We start from the raw sequence: 20,395 nt of genomic DNA, 5'->3' as shown, positions 1-20,395 counted from the left end.
ATCTGTTTATTGTCTTAAGTTACTTGTCTTTCGAGTAGCGAATCAAACCCTCTTGCGCCGTCGATGCCACCAGCTCCCCTTTTTGGTTAAAGATTTGGCCTCTTGCAAACCCTCTCGCTGCACAAGCTGACGGTGAATCTGCAACATACAACAACCACTCATCTAAACGGAATGGACGATGGAACCAAATCGCATGATCTAAGCTAGCTATGTTCAAGTACGGATTACCAATGGATAAGCCATGGGGCATTAAAGCGGTTTCAATAAAACCATAATCCGTGGTGTACGCCAGCATGGATTGATGAATCAACTCATCATCCGGTAACGGAGCAACACTGCGAATCCACATATGACGCTTAGCAATACCAGGGCGAGGACGGAACGGATTTTGGTTTTCCACAATACGGTATTCAATAGGACGATCCGCAGTGAAAATTTCACGCACTTTTTCTGGGATTTCTTCTGCATGAGCTCGGAATAAAGACAGCTCCGATTTGAAAGACTCAGGTCCTGGCACATTTGGCATGGCATCCTGATGATCTAACCCAGGCTCTTGCAGGTGGAAAGACACCGTCATCACCAAAATACTCTTACCAAATTGAGAGGCTACCACTCGACGTAGACTGAAACTGCCACCATCGCGAACAATTTCTACGTCATAATGAATCGGCTCGGCGGAATCTCCTGGTCGTAAAAAGTAGCAATGCAATGAGTGAGGGAAACGCCCCTCTACTGTTTGCGTAGCCGCACTTAAGCCTTGACCAATGACATGACCGCCAAACAGCTTTGGAAAACCTATGTCCTGGCTACGGCCAATAAATTCAGTTTCGGATACGCGTTCTAGTTTCAATAATTCAATAAGATTATTTACAACAGGGTTCAAGATGCCACTCCTCGACAAAAATAATTACCTTGTATTATGACGTTTTTTCCACTGTCTCACGATCCGCAAATTCAGATAAAATATGAATTCCTCCAATAAATGTCGGTAAAACGACCTTGCCACTTTACTAATACAGGTCTTTTTTGCTTTTATGACACTCTGCAAGTGGAGAAATGTCTTGGCTACATCTGAATTAATCGATCCTTTTGGTCGCAAAATTGATTATTTACGCATCTCGGTTACCGATCGATGTGATTTTCGTTGTACCTACTGCATGGATGAAGACGTTTCTTTTTTAGCTCGCGAACACATCCTCTCTTTGGAAGAGATTGTCTTTGTGGCGCAAACCTTTATTGGCATGGGCACCAAACGTATTCGCATTACAGGCGGCGAACCTCTAGTTCGTAAAAACATTCTTTGGGCCATAGATAAAATCGCCAATACACCAGGGCTAGAAGAACTCACCATTACCACCAATGGCTCACAATTGGCGAAAATGGCACCCGCTTTACTGAACGCAGGCGTATCGCGTATCAACATCAGCCTAGACACATTAAAAGCAGAACGTTTTTACCAGCTAACACGACGAGACAAATTTCAACAAGTGATGGATGGTATCGAACGTGCTGCTCAATTGCCTTTTAAACGTTTAAAACTTAATAGCGTTATCTTAAAAGGCCGTAACCATGATGAAGTACCAGCCTTGGCTGAATTTGCCTTAAACCATGGTTTGGACATCAGCTATATTGAAGAAATGCCTTTGGGCGTGATCCATGACCACGACAGAGCGGCCACTTATATGTCCAGCGACGAGGTGATCGACGTCATCTCGGAGCATTACCAATTAAGCCCTAGTACCATGATCACAGGTGGCCCGACCCGATATTATCAAGTCGCAGGATATGAAAACCGTATCGGCACCATATCCCCACACAGTCATAATTTTTGCGACACCTGTAATCGCGTACGCTTAACCGCAGAAGGTCGCCTGTTACTTTGTCTAGGCAATGAACACTCGAAAGACTTAAAAAGTCTTTTACGAGTCCATCCAAACAATACCCCTTTACTCGAAGAACGCATTATTGATGCTTTGGCACTCAAGCCACAGCAACATCACTTCAATCTAGAAGAAGCGCCGCAGATACTTCGCTTTATGAGTGCAACTGGCGGCTGAGAAGGAATACAATGGCAAAAACAGCAACCCCATTTCGACCACTAAACATCAGTGTTTTAACCGTTTCTGATACCCGTACATTAGCAGAAGATACTTCTGGGGAAGCATTGATTGAAATGCTAAACGCAGCAGGTCATCACCTTAAGCAGCGCCAAATCGTCAAAGACGATGTCTATCAAATGCGCGCCGTAGTTTCGCAATGGATTGCTGATGAAGACACTCATGCCGTTCTCATTACTGGCGGCACGGGTTTTTATGCTCGTGACAGTACACCAGAGGCTATGACGCCTTTATTCGACAAAACCATTGAAGGTTTTGGTGAGCTGTTTCGCCAAATTTCTTATGATGAGATTGGCACATCAACCATTCAATCTCGTGCCATTGCCGGCTTAGCTAACCGTACTTTAGTATTTTGCTTACCAGGCTCAACAGGTGCCTGCCGAACCGCTTGGAATGGCATTTTGAAAGAGCAATTAGATGCCACCCATAGACCATGTAACTTTGTTGGTATGTTACTTGGTCCATTGGCTTCAGAAAACACGGATGGAGTCGCCTCTTAATGTCTAATTTGCTCCCTTTTGAAGAGGCTTTGACGGCAATTGAAAAGGCCGCTACGGTGCGTGTAGCAAGCGAAACCTTACCTTTATCTAAGGCGTTAGGTCGTATCTTGGCGGAAAATATCGTGGCACCGATTAACGTCCCCCCACAGGCCAATAGCGCAATGGATGGTTATGCCATTGCCTATCAAGACTGGCAAGATGACAAAGCCTTTGTGGTTAGCCAACGCATTGCCGCAGGACAAGCACCACAGCCCTTACAAGCTGGCACCTGTGCACGAATCTTCACGGGGGCTATTTTACCGGCTGGGGCAGATACCATTATCATGCAGGAAAACGCTCAAGTTGAAGCTGAGCAGGTTCGTTTTCTATCAACACCACAACAAGGCGATAATGTCAGACCAAGCGGCCAAGACATGCAACAGGGACAAACCGTTGCTTTGTCTGGTCAACAACTGAGCGCCATGAAAATTGGTCTGCTTGCCAGCTTAGGAATCACTCAAGTTAGTGTTTTTCAACCATTGCGAGTGGGAATTCTAACGACTGGCGATGAATTAATCCCGGCAGGATCATCACTGCAAACTGGTCAAATTTACAACTCCAATGGCCCCATGCTAGAAGCCCTAGTGGCTGAAGCTGGGCATATGGTTACCTGCTCGTTACACGCAGCGGATACGCCAGCAGCAACAGAACAAGCCTTACAACAATTAACCACAGAATGTGACGTCATTTTATCATCAGGCGGTGTTTCGGTTGGCGAAGAGGATCACGTCAAACATGTGCTAGAAAAGCTTGGCACATTGCATCTATGGAAAATCGCCATCAAACCGGGCAAGCCATTGGTGCATGCTAGCTTAGATGGGGTTCCCTTTTTAGGATTGCCTGGTAACCCCAGTTCAACCCTAGTGACGTTTCATTGGTTCGCTCGTTTATTACTCTCCGTCTGCGCTGGCGCTCAAGCGACTAGACCAAAAGCTTACACAGTTAAAGCTGGTTTTCGTCGTTCCAAGGCCATTCAACGAGACGAATTCTTACGAGTAACAATCCAACAGGGTAAAGCATACCCCCATGCCCAACAAAGTTCGGGCGCTTTGCTAGCGGCCTGTGAAAGCCAAGGCTATTTGCACATCAAAGCGCGAGAATCCGTAGAAGAAAACCAAGAATACGATTTTTACCCTTTTAACAGCTTCTAAGTCTTCAACCTTTTCAAAATGGCCAATGCTCACCTAAACTGATGATAGTGCACTTAAAGTAGTGCGCTTTCATCGATTAAAGAGGTGTGCAAATGAGAGACTTAAATTGGGAAAATGCTCTTTATGATCATCAACACAGCATGATCAAAAGACTCGACTCATTCCGTAAGCAAACCAAAAACGGAGAATACAGCCGTGATGAAATCATGGTGATAGAGCATTCATTTCAACTTCTCGTTGCCTCTATGCTGGACCTGGCAAAATACGTTTTAAAACATCACTACCAAGCGGAAGTACACGCCCGTAAAGATGTACTAGACGCACTGATAAGTCATCAGGATGTCACGTTCGAACAGGCTGAACAGATCAAATATTTGATCCAATTAAGAGACACCATACTGCACGATTATCTGGAAGAAAATTTCGACGATTTAGCAGAAGCCATGACGTTAAAACGCTACAGTTTAGTAGAGGTACTAACAAAAGAATGGGTCAGCCGTTTAGCCAACTTGGAGAAATAACAAGAGCTCAGGGTGTTTAAGTGGTTTGTGTTGCTTTGATAAAAGCTTGTCTTAATAAACCACGAAACCAAATGTGCGCTGAATCGTGCTGATAACTTTCATGCCAGATCATAGAATAATCAAAGCTACGCGTTTGAAATGGTAACTCGAACAACTCTATGTCGGATGCCGTCTGAACCATGTCTTCGGCGAAGAGCTTTGGCACTGTTAATAGCAGATCACTGTTCATAACGGTTCTTGCCGCTGGCACAAAGTTTGGCAAATGCACAGACACATGTCGTTTGTGCCCAAGTTTATCAAGCTCTCTGTCCACCGCAAAGAATTCACGCCGTCCTAATACCACTTGAACATGGTCTGCCTGTAAATAAGCATCGAGCGTTAATCCTTGATTAAGAAGAGGATGTTCCTTACGCGCCAAACACACCATACAGTCACTCTGCAGACGCATTGCTCGTATACCTGGTGGTGGCTCCTTCGATAACACCGACACAGCCAGATCAATATTACGTTGATCAAGTTCGGTCACCATGTCTTCATTCCAGGATTTTACATCCAATACTGCGCTGGGCGCTTCTTGTCGAAACTGATCGAGTATCTTAGGTAACACGGTTAGCGTGCCAAAGTCTGTCGTCGATAACGAAAAACGCCGCTGGCTTTGAGCGGGGTTAAACTCAACAGGCTGTATTAAGTTTTCAAGGTTTTTCAGAGTATCAGCCAAATACGGCGCTAAGCTCTGGGTTTTTGCTGTTGCCGACAAGCCATGAGACGTTCGGATAAACAACGGATCATCAAAGACATCTCTTAAACGAGACAAAGAACGACTTACGGCAGGCTGAGAAACATTTAAACGAGATGCGGCTTTAGTCACGTTAAGTTCTTCAATTAACACTTGAAGCACATAAAGCAAATTTAGATCGATGTCCGACAACTTTATTTCTGACACAACCACACCTCATTTAGACTTATTATTATAACTGATGATCATAACAAGCTTTTCTAGAAGACCATAGTTTTCCCGTTAAATCAGCCCAATTTCATCAATTTGACCCGCAAAGAGTAGAGATCATTAGGCTTCAAGGCGTTTTATTTCTGCTGAAGTCATACCTAAAAGATATAATATCCCATCTAAACCAAGCTGGTTCATTGGGCAAGGCGCTTGTTGACGGACAAGTGGTTTGGCATGCAAAGCTACACCAAGAGCGGCCTGATTGAGCATCAACAAATCGTTGGCACCATCGCCACAAGCAATAGTTTGCGACCAATCCACTTGCTGCTCTTCCACTATTTTAGACAGCAAGAACTTTTTACGCTCACCATCGACAATCTCACCAAGGTGTTTGCCCGTTAGCGCGCCATCTTCTATTTCCAAGACATTGGCATGCACTTCACTCATCTGATATTCCGCTTGCACTCGATCCGCAAAGTAGGTAAATCCGCCAGACAGTATCGCTGTATGCCAACCAAAATGATTCAGTACAGACATCAATCTGGCGATACCATCCATCGGTTGGATGCGCTGATAAACACCGTCCATCACGTCACTGCTTAAGCCCTTTAAAAACGCTAATCGTTGCACGAAACTTTCCACAAAATCGATTTCGCCTCGCATTGCGCTAGCCGTTACCGCCGCAATTTGTTCACCAATGCCCGCTTCAACCGCTAATTCATCCATAACTTCTGCTTTAATTAACGTCGAATCCATATCAAAGACGGCCACCCCGCCCGCTTTGATGTCTAGGGCCGTGGTTTGTAGGATATGATCTATGCCAGTTTCATCCGCTAAGGTGAGTAACTCAGCTCGAAACGCTTCAGCCTCGAAATGTCCCTCTATTAGCGTCACTTGAGCCACTCTTACCGCATCATGATCGTCCGATAACAAACGCGTCTCAGTAGAAAGATCTTTACGATTTAACCAAGCATGGAACTGTTTTAAGTAGTCGGTTCCGAACGATCCAATAAGCGTGATACAAGCTGACATAAGGGCTCCTCAAATAATGTGCTGCCTACTATAACAAATCGTTTTCTATTCTCTAAGCAGGATTTATCTCGCAAGACCGATAACATGAGTAAGAATAAAAGCCTTACTGATTGTTTAGAAAAACAAAAACTTATTCCACAGGCTTTGATGTCACTTAAAGATTTCAGAAAACGGCCGTTATCATGTGTATACTTAAGTCATTGTTCTGTGTATAAGCCTAAAGGAAATGAATGGACACCCAATCAAAAAAGAAGGTTTTCTCAGCGTTCATACGTAAGCGACTCAGCGCCTCTACGATCACGGTCGCCACGTTCCTTTCATTGATGATTCTCACTGTGTGTATTTTTTGGTACACCATGACTCATGCGTTGAGTAATTACCTTTCCCAGCAAACGGAAGTATTAGGCAGCAGTTTAGCAACACAAGCCGCCTTCAATGCCACTCAATCCATCTTGACCAACGATCTACTAAGCTTAAACGTTCTGTTAAACCGTCTCGTGGTCGATGAAAACATTCTTAGTGCTCGAGTCTACAACAAGAAAGATGAACTCTTGGCAGAAGCTGACAGTAGCGGCGCAGGCATCAGCTCTGAACAAGAGCTTAGACCCAGTGAGAAACGTCGAGTATACAGCTCTAGTATTAAATTCCGTGATGAGATCGTCGGACATGTTCTAATCACTCTGGACAAGACCCCGGCGCAAGCCACTTTGCAACACCTTAATAACTTACTCATTGGTGTGGCCATATTCATTTCCACCATCGCATTACTCTTCATTGTTATTATCACCCGCTGGTTATTTAATCCCATTAATGACATCCGTGATGCCTTAATTAATCTGGATAAGAAACAAAGAAAATCGACCCTTGTTGAGCCTATCTACAAAGAAGCGCGCTTACTCTATCAAGCGGTTACTGAAACTCGTCCCAAGAAAAAAGCCGTTAAAGCCAACTCCGATGCTGACACCAACACAGCGGAAGTTTTATCGGATGAAGAAATCAGCCAAGTCGAAAAGGCCCAATTTGAAATTAACTTTGATGCCATTTTTGAGGAATCTAAACAACGTAGCTGCTTACTTTACTTCGATATTCTCAATCTGGAAAAGTGGCATGAAGACTTATCTCCCCTTCAGGTTGCGAATTTATTAACCCCTATCTACCGTGCCATGTTTCAAGCGAGTGAAACATACCTAGGTCAAGTTCACCAATATCAGAATGATGCCGCTATCATCCTCTTTAGTGCCGAGCATTGTGAAGATAATTTATACCTGAATGCGATTTGTACCGCTGAGCTGTTCATTGGGTTAGTCGAGAAACTTTATGAAAATGAGCTCTACGAGGATGCCCCTAAACTCGACTTCCATCTAGGTCTTCACCAAGGTAATGCGCAAGTATCGCATATGATTAAAGAAGATAAGCTGGAACCAGAAAGAATTGCGGGGTTACTTGAGAAAGTCGCTCAATTGAAAAAAACCGAACATATAAACAAGCTGGTTATCACAGACGACATTTTTACCTTATCGCAAATCCAAAACCGCGTGTTTACCAGCCTTCCCGACATCATTGAAGAAGATGATGAAGAAATCTTAGCGTACGAAGTCAAAGGATTATCGGATAAATACAGCAAGCAAATACAACAATACATCCTCGATATGACTGACTCTGAAGCCCTACCAGAACAATAGAAATAGCTTGCCAGTCAACACGACGCACAAAATAAGACTTACAAACTAAAAGGCCCAAATGTTATTTGGGCCTTTTTCGTTATACTGCTTGTAGAGATCGACATTTATTCATTCATGCTAATCACATCGTCCAGTGACAAACCTTCTTTGTCTAGGATCAGACGTAATTTACGTAACGCTTCTACCTGAATTTGACGCACACGCTCCCGTGTTAAACCGATTTCTGCACCGACATGTTCAAGGGTACTGGCCTCATGTCCACGTAACCCAAAACGGCGCGTAATCACCTCACACTGCTTCTCACTCAGTTCATCCAGCCACTGTTCAATGCCTTGCAACACATCGCCATCTTGACGGTCAGCTTCTGGCCCTTGGTGTAAGTCATCCGCCAACACTTCAACTAAGCTTTTATCGTTGTTTTCGCCACCGAAAGACGCATCAATAGAGCTGATTTTTTCATTCAAGCCGAGCATCTTTTGCACGTCTTCAACAGGACAATCAAGCTTCTCAGCAATTTCCTCAGGACTCGGTTCGTGATCCAAGGTTTGAGTCAATTCACGAGCAGCTCGAAGGTAAACATTCAGTTCTTTGACAACGTGAATTGGTAAACGAATCGTGCGGGTTTGGTTCATGATGGCACGCTCAATGGTTTGACGTATCCACCATGTTGCGTAAGTTGAAAAACGAAAGCCTCGCTCTGGGTCAAACTTTTCGACGGCTCTAATGAGACCTAAGTTGCCCTCTTCAATCAGGTCAAGCAATGAAAGACCACGATTGAGATAACGGCGGGAAATTTTGACAACTAAACGCAGATTACTTTCAATCATTCGCTTACGCGCCTTCTCATCACCTTTCAGTGCTAGACGCGCAAAATAAACCTCTTCTTCTGCGGATAAAAGAGGAGAAAAACCGATCTCACTCAAATACAGCTGAGTAACATCCAAACTTTTAGAAGAGTCTGCTTCCGCATATCGAGCACTAACAGCAGATTCAAATTCTTCATCCGCTGCCTCTTCTTGAAAGCCATCAAGTGTATCAAGGTCAAAGTCTCTGACGTTCGAAACCTTAGCTGTGTTTTTATCCATGCTTGCTAACTTCATACCCCCTCCTTAAAAACGCTAGTTTTTACTCAATTTTTGGGTAATACATCTAACGGATTAATCGGCTGTCCATCTCGGCGAACTTCAAAGTGAAGCAAGGGTCTATCTGTCCCCTTACCACCGATTACAGCAAGGGAGTCACCAGCTCGAACACTTTGCTTTTCTTTTACTATGATTCTTTCGTTGTACGCATAGGCACTTAAGTAAACATCATCGTGTTTCACGATCACTAGATTTCCATAACCAATGAGACCGCTGCCTGCATACACAACAACGCCATCTGCCGCTGCCTTCACCAAATCACCTTTCTGTGCTTTGATGTCTATACCTTTACTACTTACCCCTGCGTTTGAAAACCCCCTCTTCACTTCTCCATCGACAGGCCAAGCCCATTTAATGTCTTTTGTAACAAGAGTCGTGGTTTTTGTTGCGACTTTCTTAGGTTCGTTACGACTTACAGAAGTGTTCGATTTCGGTGTGACTTTAGCCGTTTGAGAAGAAGCCTGAGACGAGGATTTAGACGCTGAAGATGACGCCTTTTTTGCCTCTCTCAAACGTATTTTTTGATTAGGATAGATTACATAAGGAGCATCAATATTATTGGCATTAGCCAAGGCGCGATAATCCAAGCCATAGCGAAAGGCAATGGAAAACAGGGTATCGCCGCTACGAACGCGGTAGTATCCCGATGCTGGTACAGAAGAAACACGCGCATGATTTGATGAATAAGAAGATGTATTTTTATCTGGAAAATGCAGAACCTGATAAGAGCATCCTGTCAGCAAAAAGCACAGCAAAACCAATTGAGCCATACGACTGACCAAGGTTTGTTTAACAGGCTTTTTGTCATGACAACTAAAGATAGTATTTTCCTCAAACAATAGAATTGTAGCGTTTATTAACTTTTGTCTTCATTTCGTAAATAAATGTAAGACGCACAAAAAATCATCAAAACACCAACTAAAATAAAAGCCATTGGCACCACCAAATCGTTCATCAATTGATAGTCAGATATGTGCCAAGGTAATATTAAATCCGTTTCCACTGGTATTTTTTTGTCACCAACTTGCTCCCAACTTAAAGTCACTTTCCAAGGCCAGACTTTCACTAAAGCACCAAGCATAATGCCTGTTAGGAACGATAAGGTCATAGCGTGGGCTTTGTGTAGCAAATAATTGAGCAACTTAGAGAAGCTCAGTAGACCAACCAGTGCCCCCGCAGCAAAAATGATAATGACGGTAAGATCGAAGCTTTTTATCGCATTCAACACAAAACCGTACATGCCCATTATCAGTAAGAGAAAACTCCCAGAGATGCCAGGCAGAATCATAGCGCAGATCGCAATCATCCCTGCGAAAAACACCATAATATTAGACGTTTCCATCCTAGTAGGCACTAACAATGATAGGCTTGCACCCGCCAAAATACCGACAATTAGAAGCACACCGTGACGGACAGAGAAAGACTTGATCTGCTTTAATAAGAACACCGCAGATGCCAAAATCAAACCGAAGAAAAAGCTCCACAAATAAGTAGGATACACCGCCAATAAGTGAGTAATCAGGCCCGCGATTAAAAAAATACTAGTAACCACACCGGCCCCTAACGCCAATAAAAAACTCCCATCAAAATGACGCCACAAGGCTTTCACGTCACCTTTGAATAACATTTGGATACTGTCTTTATTAACGCCACTTAGGGCTGCGATCAAACGATCGTACACTCCAACAATAAAGGCAACCGTACCACCAGAAACCCCTGGCACCACATCCGCCGCCCCCATTAGGACACCACTTAAATATATTTTCAGCCACTTAGGCATGTTCCAATCCTTCTAATAAAGGGACAAAGTATGCGGACTCATTGCCCAAACATTTCCAACGCTCCCCTTCTTTGCGCCAGCACCCTATTTGCGGCGTAGGGTGATCAATCGGCATAATCAGAATGCCATTCTCTTTTAAACAGTTTGTCAGGGCTAACGGGATTTTACTGGCCATGGCAGTAATAATTACGGCATCCATTTCAATACGATGAGGCCAACCTGCTTGTCCATCCGCAAACAGATGCTCGACGTTATTAACACCCATCGAAGACAACCTTTGCTTAGCTTGTTGATACAAAGAGTGCTGTCGCTCTATGGTGTGCACCTTATTAAAAAAATGCGCCAAAATACGGGTCTGATAGCCAGAGCCGGTACCAATTTCTAACACTCGACCAAGCCTGGCATATTGCAACAACCATTCCGTCATTCTGGCCACCGTTAATGGCTGACTAATGGTTTGGTTACGACCTATGGGTAAGGGAGTAGCAGAATAAGCCAAATGCGAAAACGCGGGTTCAACGAACTCATGTCGCGGAATATTGCCCATTAAAGCCAATAGCTCAGAATGAGTAATACCCTGCTCTTCAAGCTGATGAATCATCCCGGAGGCTCTTGGCTCCGTATGCGTAATTAACCAATTAAGGTCATGCTGGCTCATAGTGTGACGATATCAATCCATTTTTCCAAAGAAGATTTTGCTTCGTAGCAGGTCATGTCGGTGTGAATCGGCGTCACGGAAACATAGCCATTTGCCACCGCATCAAAATCAGTACCTGATGATGCATCATACGGATCCGACAAGGCGCCTATCCAATAACTCGGCATCCCTCGGGGATGCTGAGCTGAGACAGGGGCTTGTGCTTTGTGGCGATAACCCAACTTAGTAACACGAATGCCTTTGATCTCTTCATAAGGCAAATCCGGCACATTCACATTGAGCAAAACACCAGTAGGCATATTCAATGTGTGAGTGTCTTTTAACAAAGCCAATACGACTTGCGCTGCGGTCGCAAAGTGTTGATTGCCGACCAATGACACAGCTAACGCTGGACGACCTAAATGCCTTGCTTCCATGGCAGCCGCGACTGTACCAGAATAAATCACGTCATCCCCTAAATTAGGACCATGATTAATACCGGACACCACCAGGTCAACTTGTCCATCAATTACGCCAGATAAAGCCAGATTGACACAATCACTCGGCGTACCATCTACTTTATACGCACGTTCCGCCACTTTACTTGGTTGCAAAGGACGAGTCAGAGTAAGCGAGTTACTGGCACCACTGCGATTACGATCAGGCGCGACCATCAAGGTGTCATATTGCGTTTGCAGATGCTTTGATAAGGTCTGAATACCCAACGCATCGATGCCATCATCATTCGCGATCAGAATTCTCATGATATTTCTCAGCTGATTTGTCCGTAAAATCCATCATCTCTCGCAGGATACTGGTCGCGAAACAACCTTTCGGTAACGAGAATTCAAGTATTAACTGGGCTTTGCCCGTCTCTTCCTTTAGCAATTCCCAGGCCATATTCATTGGCACTAATCTGGCTAAACGACTGTCTCGCGATAAACCAAAATCCATCAAGGCTTCCACCAGTTCACCATGGTCTGCCAATGACGCTTTTATGGCGGCTTCTCTCTGTGGCCCCGTCCCCGCTTCCCAGCCCGGGCTTAGCAAGGGTAATACCGGGCTTATCTGGCCTCGCGCTACACTCAAATGCATCAAAGCTGATCGTTGCTGCACTCGGAACTGCTCTTCTTTATGCTGGAATTGTGCAATATCAGCATCACACAAACGATCCCACATACCGTTTTCAACCTGATCACTCAAGGCCTGATTGAAGCACCAAGAACGAATAGCTGATAACCAAAAAGACTCTGTTTTGGATAATTTGCGACGACTTTGCCGCCCTTTTAGGACAAACTCTTTGCCGTTGTGCAAATTATTACCGTTAATACCAAAACGCTGAGGGCCATAATAGTTCGGCACACCGCCTTGCTGAATCAACTGTAAGCGCGCTTCTAACTCTTCTAGGTCACCCGCCACATTACGCAAGCGAATGATAAAACGATTAGCAAAGTGCGTTCCGGTTTTTAGCTTTTTAGAATGGCGTAATTGAGCGACTACTCGGACACTCTCAGGCTCACGAAAAGCCTGATGGAGATTCGATAAATCCGGCTCCTCGTTCAGGGTATGCAAACAAAACCATTGACGTGTGCAAGCATGGCGATCTTTTACACCACTGTAGGTTACCTTATTGGCCGCAACGCCAGCCAATTGAGCGAGGCGCTTGGCTAAGAAGTCAGTATTAACCCCAAGCTTTTCAATAAACACATAACAGAACTCGCCTTTGCCATCTGGCTCAAACCCGAGCTGCTCTTCCACATAAAAATCTTGGGCATGTGTTTTTAGGTCGCCCGTATTAGTAGGCTCTGACCAAGCGTATTGCCAATCCGTATTCATAAGGCTCCCTGCTTATACAGTAATGCCACCGCTTCCACTGCAATGCCTTCTTTACGACCTGTAAAACCCAATTTCTCTGTCGTCGTGGCTTTTACGTTCACCTGTGACATATCGACCTCAAGATCTTCGGCAATATTGGCTCGCATGGCGTCAATATGTGGTCGCATTTTGGGCGCTTGCGCTAAAATGGTCACGTCTACATTACCTACTAATAGCCCCAATGCTTTCACTTCAGAGAAAGCACGCTTTAATAAAATTCGACTGTCCGCCCCTGAAAATGCCGCATCGGTATCAGGAAAATGTTTACCAATGTCACCCAGAGCAGCCGCCCCCAGCAAAGCATCAGTCAACGCATGCAACACAACATCACCATCAGAATGAGCGATCAAGCCCTGTGAGTAAGGAATCGACACGCCCCCCAAAATAACATGATCACCCTCGCCAAATTTATGAACATCAAACCCATGACCTATACGAAATGGCATCATAAAAATAACTCCAACTTAATGCGCTTTTGAATTTGATAAATGTGAAAAAAGCGCCTCGGCAATAATCAAGTCCTCGGGCAATGTCACTTTAATATTACTGTTTTCACCCATTACTAAGTCTGGCTGCCAGCCCTGCAACTCCATAGCGGAACATTCATCCGTAACCTGTTTACCATCCATGTCAGCCTGAACTAAGGCATCTAATAACGCCCCAAGCGGGAATTTTTGTGGTGTTTGTGCCAGCCAAATATGACGTCGATCTAAGGTGTTTTTTACTTTTGGGCTGGATTCCACTGAGCTGACATCCTTTTGTTGCTTCACCGTGTCTTTTGACGGCATCGCCAACAACGCTCCCTGTGCCGACTCATGTTTAATGATGCGCGATAACGCCGTATGAGATAACAAAGGCCGTGCTGCATCGTGCACTAACACTTGACGATCAATCTCTACCGACATTTTTTGCAATAACTGCAATCCTTTTTGTACCGTGTCACAACGCTCAGCACCACCGACATAGGTTCTTACCCCGGGGTTATCACACCATTTTGAATCTGGCCAATAGGCATCGTTCGCCCCCAAGCCAACGACCACACCCGCAATGCATGGGTGAGTTAAAAACACTTCGATCGTGCGGTCTAAAATGGTTTCCCCTGCCAATGATAAATACTGCTTAGGGCAATCTGACAACATACGTTGCCCAATGCCAGCCGCAGGAATGATCACCCACAATGCCTGGCTCATCTTTTTTCCACCATACGATAAAATACTTCACCATCTTTAATATACTGAAGCTCAGTACGAACATGCTCTTCTACCGCTTCTTCGCCTAAGCGTAGATCTTCAACCTGAGCACGTAAGGCATCATTACGATGTTTTAATCTTTGATTAATGCGTTCTTGATAAGCAATTTGCTTAGCCAGCTCTTCCTGACGTTTTACCCCTTGCTCACCAAAATATAGGTGATAGCACTGGTATCCAATGGCACAGACAAAAAAAGCCAATAATAAACGCGCCATAATATCCTCTACGATTAAAAAAACCTGTCCCTTATTATCAAAGGAATCGCATGAAAAAAACAAAAAAAGGGAGAACTAAGTTCTCCCTTTTTTTAGGTCAAGGCAGAATTAAGCTTGACCCTTGATCTCAGAAAGACCTTTGTAAGGTGCTTTACCACCTAATTGCTCTTCAATACGTAGCAATTGGTTGTACTTAGCAACACGGTCAGAACGACACAAAGAACCTGTCTTAATTTGACCTGCAGCTGTACCCACCGCCAAATCAGCAATCGTTGCATCTTCGGTTTCACCTGAACGGTGAGAAATCACCGCCGTGTAACCTGCATCTTTTGCCATTTTGATCGCTTCAAGCGTCTCAGTCAAAGAACCAATCTGGTTAAACTTGATCAAGATAGAGTTAGCGATACCCTCATCGATGCCGCGCTTCAAGATTTTAGTATTGGTTACGAAAAGATCGTCACCAACCAATTGGATCTTGTCGCCCAAAATCTTCGTCTGGTAAGCAAAACCTTCCCAGTCTGATTCGTTTAAGCCATCTTCAATGGAAACAATTGGATAAGACTCACACAACTCTGCAAGGTAATCAGAGAAACCTTCAGAAGAGAAGACTTTGCCTTCACCTTTCAAGTTGTATTTACCGTCTTCGTAGAACTCAGACGCGGCACAATCCATCGCAAGAGTAATGTCTTTACCAAGCTCGTAACCGGCTGCAGCAACCGCTTCTTTGATTACTGCAAGTGCTTCTGCATTAGATGCAAGGTTTGGTGCAAAACCACCTTCGTCACCCACTGCCGTACTCAAACCACGGGCACTCAATACTTTTTTCAACGCGTGGAAAATTTCCGCGCCGTAACGTAGGGCTTCACGGAAGTTTGGCGCACCAACTGGCTGAACCATAAATTCTTGAATATCAACATTGTTGTCAGCGTGCTCGCCACCATTGATAATGTTCATCATAGGTACTGGCATAGAGTATTGACCAGAAGTGCCGTTCAAGTCTGCAATGTGAGCGTACAGAGGGACTTTCTTAGACGTTGCAGCTGCTTTCGCTGCCGCTAAAGAAACGGCCAAGATCGCATTCGCACCAAAAGTCGATTTATTTTCTGTGCCATCAAGGTCAATCATTACCTTGTCTAGCTCAGCTTGTGCCAGTGCATCTTTCCCAATCAACGCATCACGGATAGGGCCATTCACAGCGGCAACTGCTTTTAAAACACCTTTTCCTAGGTAACGACTTTTATCGCCATCACGTAGTTCTAAAGCTTCACGAGAACCGGTAGAGGCACCAGACGGTGCACACGCTGAACCTACAGAACCATCCGCCAAAATCACATCGGCTTCAACAGTAGGGTTACCACGAGAATCCAATACTTCTCTGGCTTTAATATCAACGATTTGACTCATAACAAACCTCTTTAAATAGATAAAAAATCACAAACAGCCTGTTTGCTTTAGAAAGTAATAAATAACGCTTTCTTACTTATTCTCTTTCCGTACTTATTTTTCTTTTCCTGCGTATTTCAATGCCGCGTGAACAAAGGCACTGAATAAGCCGTGACCATATCTAGGTGTTGACGTAAATTCTGGATGGAACTGACAAGCAACATACCAAGGGTGATCAGCAATTTCGATCATTTCAACCAAAGAGTTGTCTTCTGAACGACCTGAAATCGTCAGACCTGCCTTTTCTAAATCAGATACGTAGAAGTTATTCACTTCGTAACGATGACGATGGCGTTCGGTTATCACAGCTTCGCCGTAAGCTTCAAAGGCTTTTGTGCCTTCAGTAAGATTACAGTTCTGCGCGCCAAGACGCATCGTTCCACCTAGGTCGGATTCCTCTGACCGGATTTCTTTGGAACCCTCTGCATTGGTCCATTCTGTAATCAGACCAACAACTGGATTCTCTGCTTTTAGATTAAACTCAGTGCTGTGCGCACCGTCTAATTTTGCCACATTACGAGCAAACTCAATAACCGCTACCTGCATGCCTAAACAAATCCCCAAATAAGGCACTTTGTTTTCTCGAGCATACTGAGCTGTCAATATCTTACCTTCAACACCACGTTCGCCGAAACCACCTGGTACTAGAATCGCGTCCATACCTTTTAACGCTTCGGTACCATTTTCTTCAATGCTTTCAGAATCGATGTAGTGCAATTTCACTTTCGTGCGCGCATGAATACCAGCATGATCCATGGCTTCAATCAAAGACTTATAAGCATCCAACAGTTCCATGTATTTACCTACCATGGCAATGTTGATTTGCTTCTCAGGATTCAATTTGGCTTGCGTTACTTTGTTCCAGATTGCTAAATCAGGCATATTGCAGTCTAGGTTGAAGTATTCCACGATCAAGCTGTCTAGACCTTGGTCATTTAACATTTGAGGAATACGGTAAATCGTGTCGGCATCTGGCAATGAGATAACAGCACGTTCTTCAACACTGGTAAACAACGCGATTTTCTTACGCTCAGGGGCTTCAATTGTCACTTCAGAGCGGCAGATTAAGATGTCTGGTTGGATACCAATAGAGCGCAATTCTTTCACAGAGTGCTGAGTAGGTTTGGTCTTCGTTTCACCCGCTGTACGGATGTAAGGAACCAAGGTTAAATGCATGAACAAGGCACGGCGAGAGCCCAATTCCACTCTTAATTGACGAACCGCTTCAAGGAAAGGTTGAGACTCAATGTCACCCACTGTGCCACCGATTTCGACTAGAGCAACATCAGCGCCTTCGGCACCCGAGATAACACGTCGTTTGATTTCATCTGTGATGTGAGGAATAACTTGAACAGTACCACCAAGGTACTCACCACGACGTTCTTTTTTCAATACATGCTGATAAACACGGCCACTGGTAAAGTTATTACGCTTACCCATTTTAGTGGAAATGAAACGTTCGTAGTGACCAAGGTCAAGATCGGTTTCAGCACCGTCTTCAGTGACATACACTTCACCGTGCTGGAAGGGACTCATGGTGCCAGGATCCACGTTGATGTACGGGTCCAGCTTTAACATGGTGACTTTTAGCCCACGAGATTCAAGAATGGCCGCTAGAGAAGCAGATGCCAATCCTTTACCAAGAGATGATACTACACCACCTGTTACGAAAATATATCGTGTCGCCATGAGTGTTTAACCCGCCTTAAAAATAGATAAATATGAAATTTGATGGTGCCGAAAAATGCACCTTCAGGACGGGAGGAAATGATAGCATCGCTGGCCTCATCTCTCAATGTAAAACATCCTTGTTTTGCATTCATTCGAGGCAAAAAATGGCGCACATAAAAAGCGTGCCTTACAAGTCCAATTCTAGAATCTTCGACTTGGCACGAGAGCAACATGGCATCACCCAGTTTCCCTGTTGTCGCTCCGCTTCCGTCAAAAACACATCTCTATGATCTGGAGTGCCGCTCACCACACCAGTTTGACACGTACCGCAGACACCAGATTCACAAGAGACAGCCACAAATACCCCATGCTGATCCAGCGCTTCAAACATGGTTTGGTCTTCAGACACATTGATCAATTCCCCTGTACTGTGGACTTTCACTTGAAACGCCGCATTATCGGATTCTTGTTCTAACGGTTCAGGGGCGGCAAAAAACTCACGATGCAACCTTTCTTCTGACCAACCCTGCATTCGGGCTTGGCTTAAAACCTCATTAATAAAATCAGCCGGACCACAGACATAAAGCTCCCCATCAAAGGCGTGACGAGATAAAACATTCACCATGTCCATGCGGCCAGAATCAGCCAGCTGACTAAAGTGAAAAAACATTTTGTCAGCAAAAGAAGCCGTTTTTAATGTCCCTGAAAATGCGGCTTTTTCAGGTGTTTTAGCGCAGTAATGAAACTCAAAAGATCGGCCCTGCTGCTGTAATTGCTGCGCCATAGGCAACAAAGGTGTCACACCAATACCACCAGCAATCAACATACAGTGACGAGGACTATCGACCAAACCAAAATGGTTACGAGGCGCACTAATCGCCAGCTCGTCTCCAATGGTCAGACGATGCACCTCTTTCGAGCCACCACGTGATTGCGGGTCTTTTAGCACCGCCACTTCGTAATACTGTGGTTCAACCTGCAACCGACATAAAGAATATTGGCGAATCAGACCACTGGGCAAATGCACATCAATATGCGCGCCAGCTTCAAAAGTAGGCAAATCCGTCCCATCACGGCTCCCCAAGACGAGTCGCACAATATTTTGCGCTTCCTCAATGACGTTTTTCACAACCACTGGAATCATTTCAACAACCTCATTCCCAAACCAACTAAAAAGAAATCACTTGCAGCGGACCATCAGATGGCGCTGCTTTGACATTTTCTTGCTGCTCTTGTGCAATAATACGCTCAATGATTTTTCGAGACTGCACGCCACCAGCATCAATGTCCAGTTTCAATAAATCATAGTCGGGAAATGCTAATAAGTTTTCCTGCTGCCGCTCCAAGACCTCTAAATCTTCCGCGAAAATCGCCCCTTGCCCTTCTCGAATGCGATCCGTTAGCGCTTCGTCTTGAGGATTAAAGTTTCGCGCCATCCCCCAAAAATACCAGATAGAAGTGTCACTTTCAGGCGTAATAAAATCCACTACGGTACTACTGGCTTTATGATCGTTACTGGCCTCAAAACCACCCTGTCCAGCATGCGCCACACCCACATCAATCATCACATGAGAAGGTGGACTGAAACGGCAAATCTGCCAACGATCAACAGGAACATCGTCAGCTAAATTATTGCCACGTAACGCTGCTTGCCAGAATGGCGGCGGCATGATGTTTTCCATGAAACGACTGGTAATGACTTTATCGCCATCGACTTTCGTATCCACAGGCGATTCGTCAATTTCTTTCTGACCAATACTGCTCGCATGAACATAAGTTTCATGAGTCAGATCCATCAGGTTATCAATCATCAAACGATAGTCACAATTAATGTGGTAAAGGCCACCACCGTAGGCCCATTCTGGGTTATCGGCCCACTCTAATTGAGGTATCAAAGAGACATCCGCTTTGCTTTGTTCACCAGGCCAAACCCAGATAAACCCATAACGCTCTTCGACAGCATAGGATTTCATGCATGGAAAACCTTGAACTCGCTGCAGCGGCATCGACTTAGTTTTACCATCCGCGCCCATTTTTAAGCCATGGTACCCACATACCAAAAGCCCATCTTCCACGTACCCCAATGATAAAGCCGCACCACGGTGTGGACAAAAATCGAGAACGGCGGCGATCTGGTTATCATGAGAGCGATAGAAAGCGATGCTTTCACCACAAATTTTACGACCAAGAGGTTTGCTGCCCGCCACCTCTTCAGACATGGCGGCCACATACCAAGCATTTTTGGGATAGGTTTGTTGTTTCATTAGGATACTCCTGCTTTTTATTGTATTTATTGGATCCAATATAAAACAAAAACATATAATAACAAGCCCAAAACCACAAAATTGGATCCATTAAACTTTTTTTGAATGCCTTATCCAATTCTAAACTGTT

21 protein-coding genes are annotated in these 20,395 nt (G+C 44.6%); 5 read left to right on the top strand and 16 right to left on the bottom strand.

Translation table 11 applies throughout. From position 1 onward, the window contains the following. Positions 1-19: 19 nt before the first annotated feature. Positions 20-883, bottom strand: a complete 864-nt coding sequence (locus DFP76_RS05770) for an acyl-CoA thioesterase (RefSeq protein WP_113873692.1) — start codon at positions 881-883, stop codon at positions 20-22. Positions 884-1,061: 178 nt separating this feature from the next. Here DFP76_RS05770 and moaA point away from each other — a divergent pair, with 178 nt between their 5' ends. The 4 genes from moaA (at position 1,062) to DFP76_RS05750 (ending at position 4,328) form a co-directional block, all read left to right on the top strand. Next, positions 1,062-2,057 carry a GTP 3',8-cyclase MoaA gene (gene moaA / locus DFP76_RS05765; protein ID WP_113873691.1) on the top strand — a complete coding sequence of 332 codons (996 nt, stop codon included), beginning with the start codon at positions 1,062-1,064 and terminating at the stop codon, positions 2,055-2,057. An 11-nt stretch (positions 2,058-2,068) separates the two neighbouring features. Then, positions 2,069-2,617, top strand: coding sequence for a molybdenum cofactor biosynthesis protein B (gene moaB / locus DFP76_RS05760; protein ID WP_113873690.1), 549 nt, complete (start codon positions 2,069-2,071; stop codon positions 2,615-2,617). After that, on the top strand, positions 2,617-3,807 hold the full coding sequence (locus tag DFP76_RS05755) for a molybdopterin molybdotransferase MoeA (RefSeq protein WP_113873689.1): 1,191 nt from the start codon (positions 2,617-2,619) through the stop codon (positions 3,805-3,807). The genes moaB and DFP76_RS05755 overlap by 1 nt, the downstream gene beginning before the upstream one ends. A 92-nt stretch (positions 3,808-3,899) precedes the next feature. Further along, positions 3,900-4,328: a HepT-like ribonuclease domain-containing protein gene (locus tag DFP76_RS05750; protein WP_113873688.1), complete on the top strand. Its 429-nt coding sequence runs from the start codon at positions 3,900-3,902 to the stop codon at positions 4,326-4,328. Positions 4,329-4,344: 16 nt separating this feature from the next. Here DFP76_RS05750 and DFP76_RS05745 read toward each other — a convergent pair whose 3' ends face one another. Both DFP76_RS05745 and serB read right to left on the bottom strand, forming a co-directional pair. Next, on the bottom strand, positions 4,345-5,271 hold the full coding sequence (locus tag DFP76_RS05745) for a LysR family transcriptional regulator (protein WP_113873687.1): 927 nt from the start codon (positions 5,269-5,271) through the stop codon (positions 4,345-4,347). A gap of 123 nt (positions 5,272-5,394) precedes the next feature. Beyond that, a complete protein-coding gene (serB, locus tag DFP76_RS05740; RefSeq protein ID WP_113873686.1) occupies positions 5,395-6,306 on the bottom strand; it encodes a phosphoserine phosphatase SerB in 912 nt (303 codons plus the stop codon). A gap of 230 nt (positions 6,307-6,536) precedes the next feature. Here serB and DFP76_RS05735 point away from each other — a divergent pair, with 230 nt between their 5' ends. Continuing rightward, on the top strand, positions 6,537-7,988 hold the full coding sequence (locus tag DFP76_RS05735) for a YtjB family periplasmic protein (RefSeq protein ID WP_113873685.1): 1,452 nt from the start codon (positions 6,537-6,539) through the stop codon (positions 7,986-7,988). Between the two features lie 104 nt (positions 7,989-8,092). On the opposite strand, the gene rpoS is transcribed toward DFP76_RS05735, so the two are convergent. From rpoS to DFP76_RS05670, 13 genes are all read right to left on the bottom strand, one after another. Then, complete coding sequence (gene rpoS / locus DFP76_RS05730; protein ID WP_113873684.1) at positions 8,093-9,088, bottom strand: RNA polymerase sigma factor RpoS; 996 nt, start codon at positions 9,086-9,088, stop codon at positions 8,093-8,095. 29 nt (positions 9,089-9,117) lie between these two features. Next, complete coding sequence (locus DFP76_RS05725) at positions 9,118-9,900, bottom strand: peptidoglycan DD-metalloendopeptidase family protein (RefSeq protein WP_113873732.1); 783 nt, start codon at positions 9,898-9,900, stop codon at positions 9,118-9,120. An 86-nt stretch (positions 9,901-9,986) separates the two neighbouring features. Beyond that, positions 9,987-10,910: a DUF368 domain-containing protein gene (locus DFP76_RS05720; protein ID WP_113873683.1), complete on the bottom strand. Its 924-nt coding sequence runs from the start codon at positions 10,908-10,910 to the stop codon at positions 9,987-9,989. Further along, positions 10,903-11,568, bottom strand: coding sequence for a protein-L-isoaspartate(D-aspartate) O-methyltransferase (locus tag DFP76_RS05715; RefSeq protein WP_113873682.1), 666 nt, complete (start codon positions 11,566-11,568; stop codon positions 10,903-10,905). The genes DFP76_RS05720 and DFP76_RS05715 overlap by 8 nt, the downstream gene beginning before the upstream one ends. Next, positions 11,565-12,311, bottom strand: a complete 747-nt coding sequence (gene surE / locus DFP76_RS05710; protein WP_113873681.1) for a 5'/3'-nucleotidase SurE — start codon at positions 12,309-12,311, stop codon at positions 11,565-11,567. The genes DFP76_RS05715 and surE overlap by 4 nt, the downstream gene beginning before the upstream one ends. Next, positions 12,289-13,383, bottom strand: coding sequence for a tRNA pseudouridine(13) synthase TruD (gene truD / locus DFP76_RS05705; RefSeq protein ID WP_113873680.1), 1,095 nt, complete (start codon positions 13,381-13,383; stop codon positions 12,289-12,291). Before truD ends, surE begins: the two co-directional genes overlap by 23 nt. Then, on the bottom strand, positions 13,380-13,871 hold the full coding sequence (gene ispF, locus DFP76_RS05700; RefSeq protein ID WP_113873679.1) for a 2-C-methyl-D-erythritol 2,4-cyclodiphosphate synthase: 492 nt from the start codon (positions 13,869-13,871) through the stop codon (positions 13,380-13,382). Before ispF ends, truD begins: the two co-directional genes overlap by 4 nt. Positions 13,872-13,886: 15 nt before the next feature. Then, positions 13,887-14,612 carry a 2-C-methyl-D-erythritol 4-phosphate cytidylyltransferase gene (gene ispD, locus DFP76_RS05695; RefSeq protein ID WP_113873678.1) on the bottom strand — a complete coding sequence of 242 codons (726 nt, stop codon included), beginning with the start codon at positions 14,610-14,612 and terminating at the stop codon, positions 13,887-13,889. After that, a complete protein-coding gene (locus tag DFP76_RS05690; RefSeq protein WP_013797108.1) occupies positions 14,609-14,887 on the bottom strand; it encodes an FtsB family cell division protein in 279 nt (92 codons plus the stop codon). The genes ispD and DFP76_RS05690 overlap by 4 nt, the downstream gene beginning before the upstream one ends. A gap of 108 nt (positions 14,888-14,995) precedes the next feature. Then, on the bottom strand, positions 14,996-16,291 hold the full coding sequence (gene eno, locus DFP76_RS05685) for a phosphopyruvate hydratase (RefSeq protein WP_113873677.1): 1,296 nt from the start codon (positions 16,289-16,291) through the stop codon (positions 14,996-14,998). 93 nt (positions 16,292-16,384) lie between these two features. Beyond that, entirely contained in the window at positions 16,385-18,019 is a 1,635-nt protein-coding gene (locus DFP76_RS05680; protein ID WP_113873676.1) for a CTP synthase, read from the bottom strand. 169 nt (positions 18,020-18,188) lie between these two features. Next, positions 18,189-19,145 (bottom strand): PDR/VanB family oxidoreductase, encoded by a 957-nt coding sequence (locus DFP76_RS05675; protein WP_113873675.1) that lies wholly within the window; start codon positions 19,143-19,145, stop codon positions 18,189-18,191. 25 nt (positions 19,146-19,170) lie between these two features. Beyond that, a complete protein-coding gene (locus DFP76_RS05670; RefSeq protein ID WP_113873674.1) occupies positions 19,171-20,265 on the bottom strand; it encodes an aromatic ring-hydroxylating dioxygenase subunit alpha in 1,095 nt (364 codons plus the stop codon). Between the last annotated feature and the right edge of the window lie 130 nt (positions 20,266-20,395).

The organism is Marinomonas aquiplantarum (assembly GCF_003314975.1).
GTDB lineage: Bacteria > Pseudomonadota > Gammaproteobacteria > Pseudomonadales > Marinomonadaceae > Marinomonas > Marinomonas aquiplantarum.
This window is presented reverse-complemented; position numbering and strand designations above follow the sequence as displayed.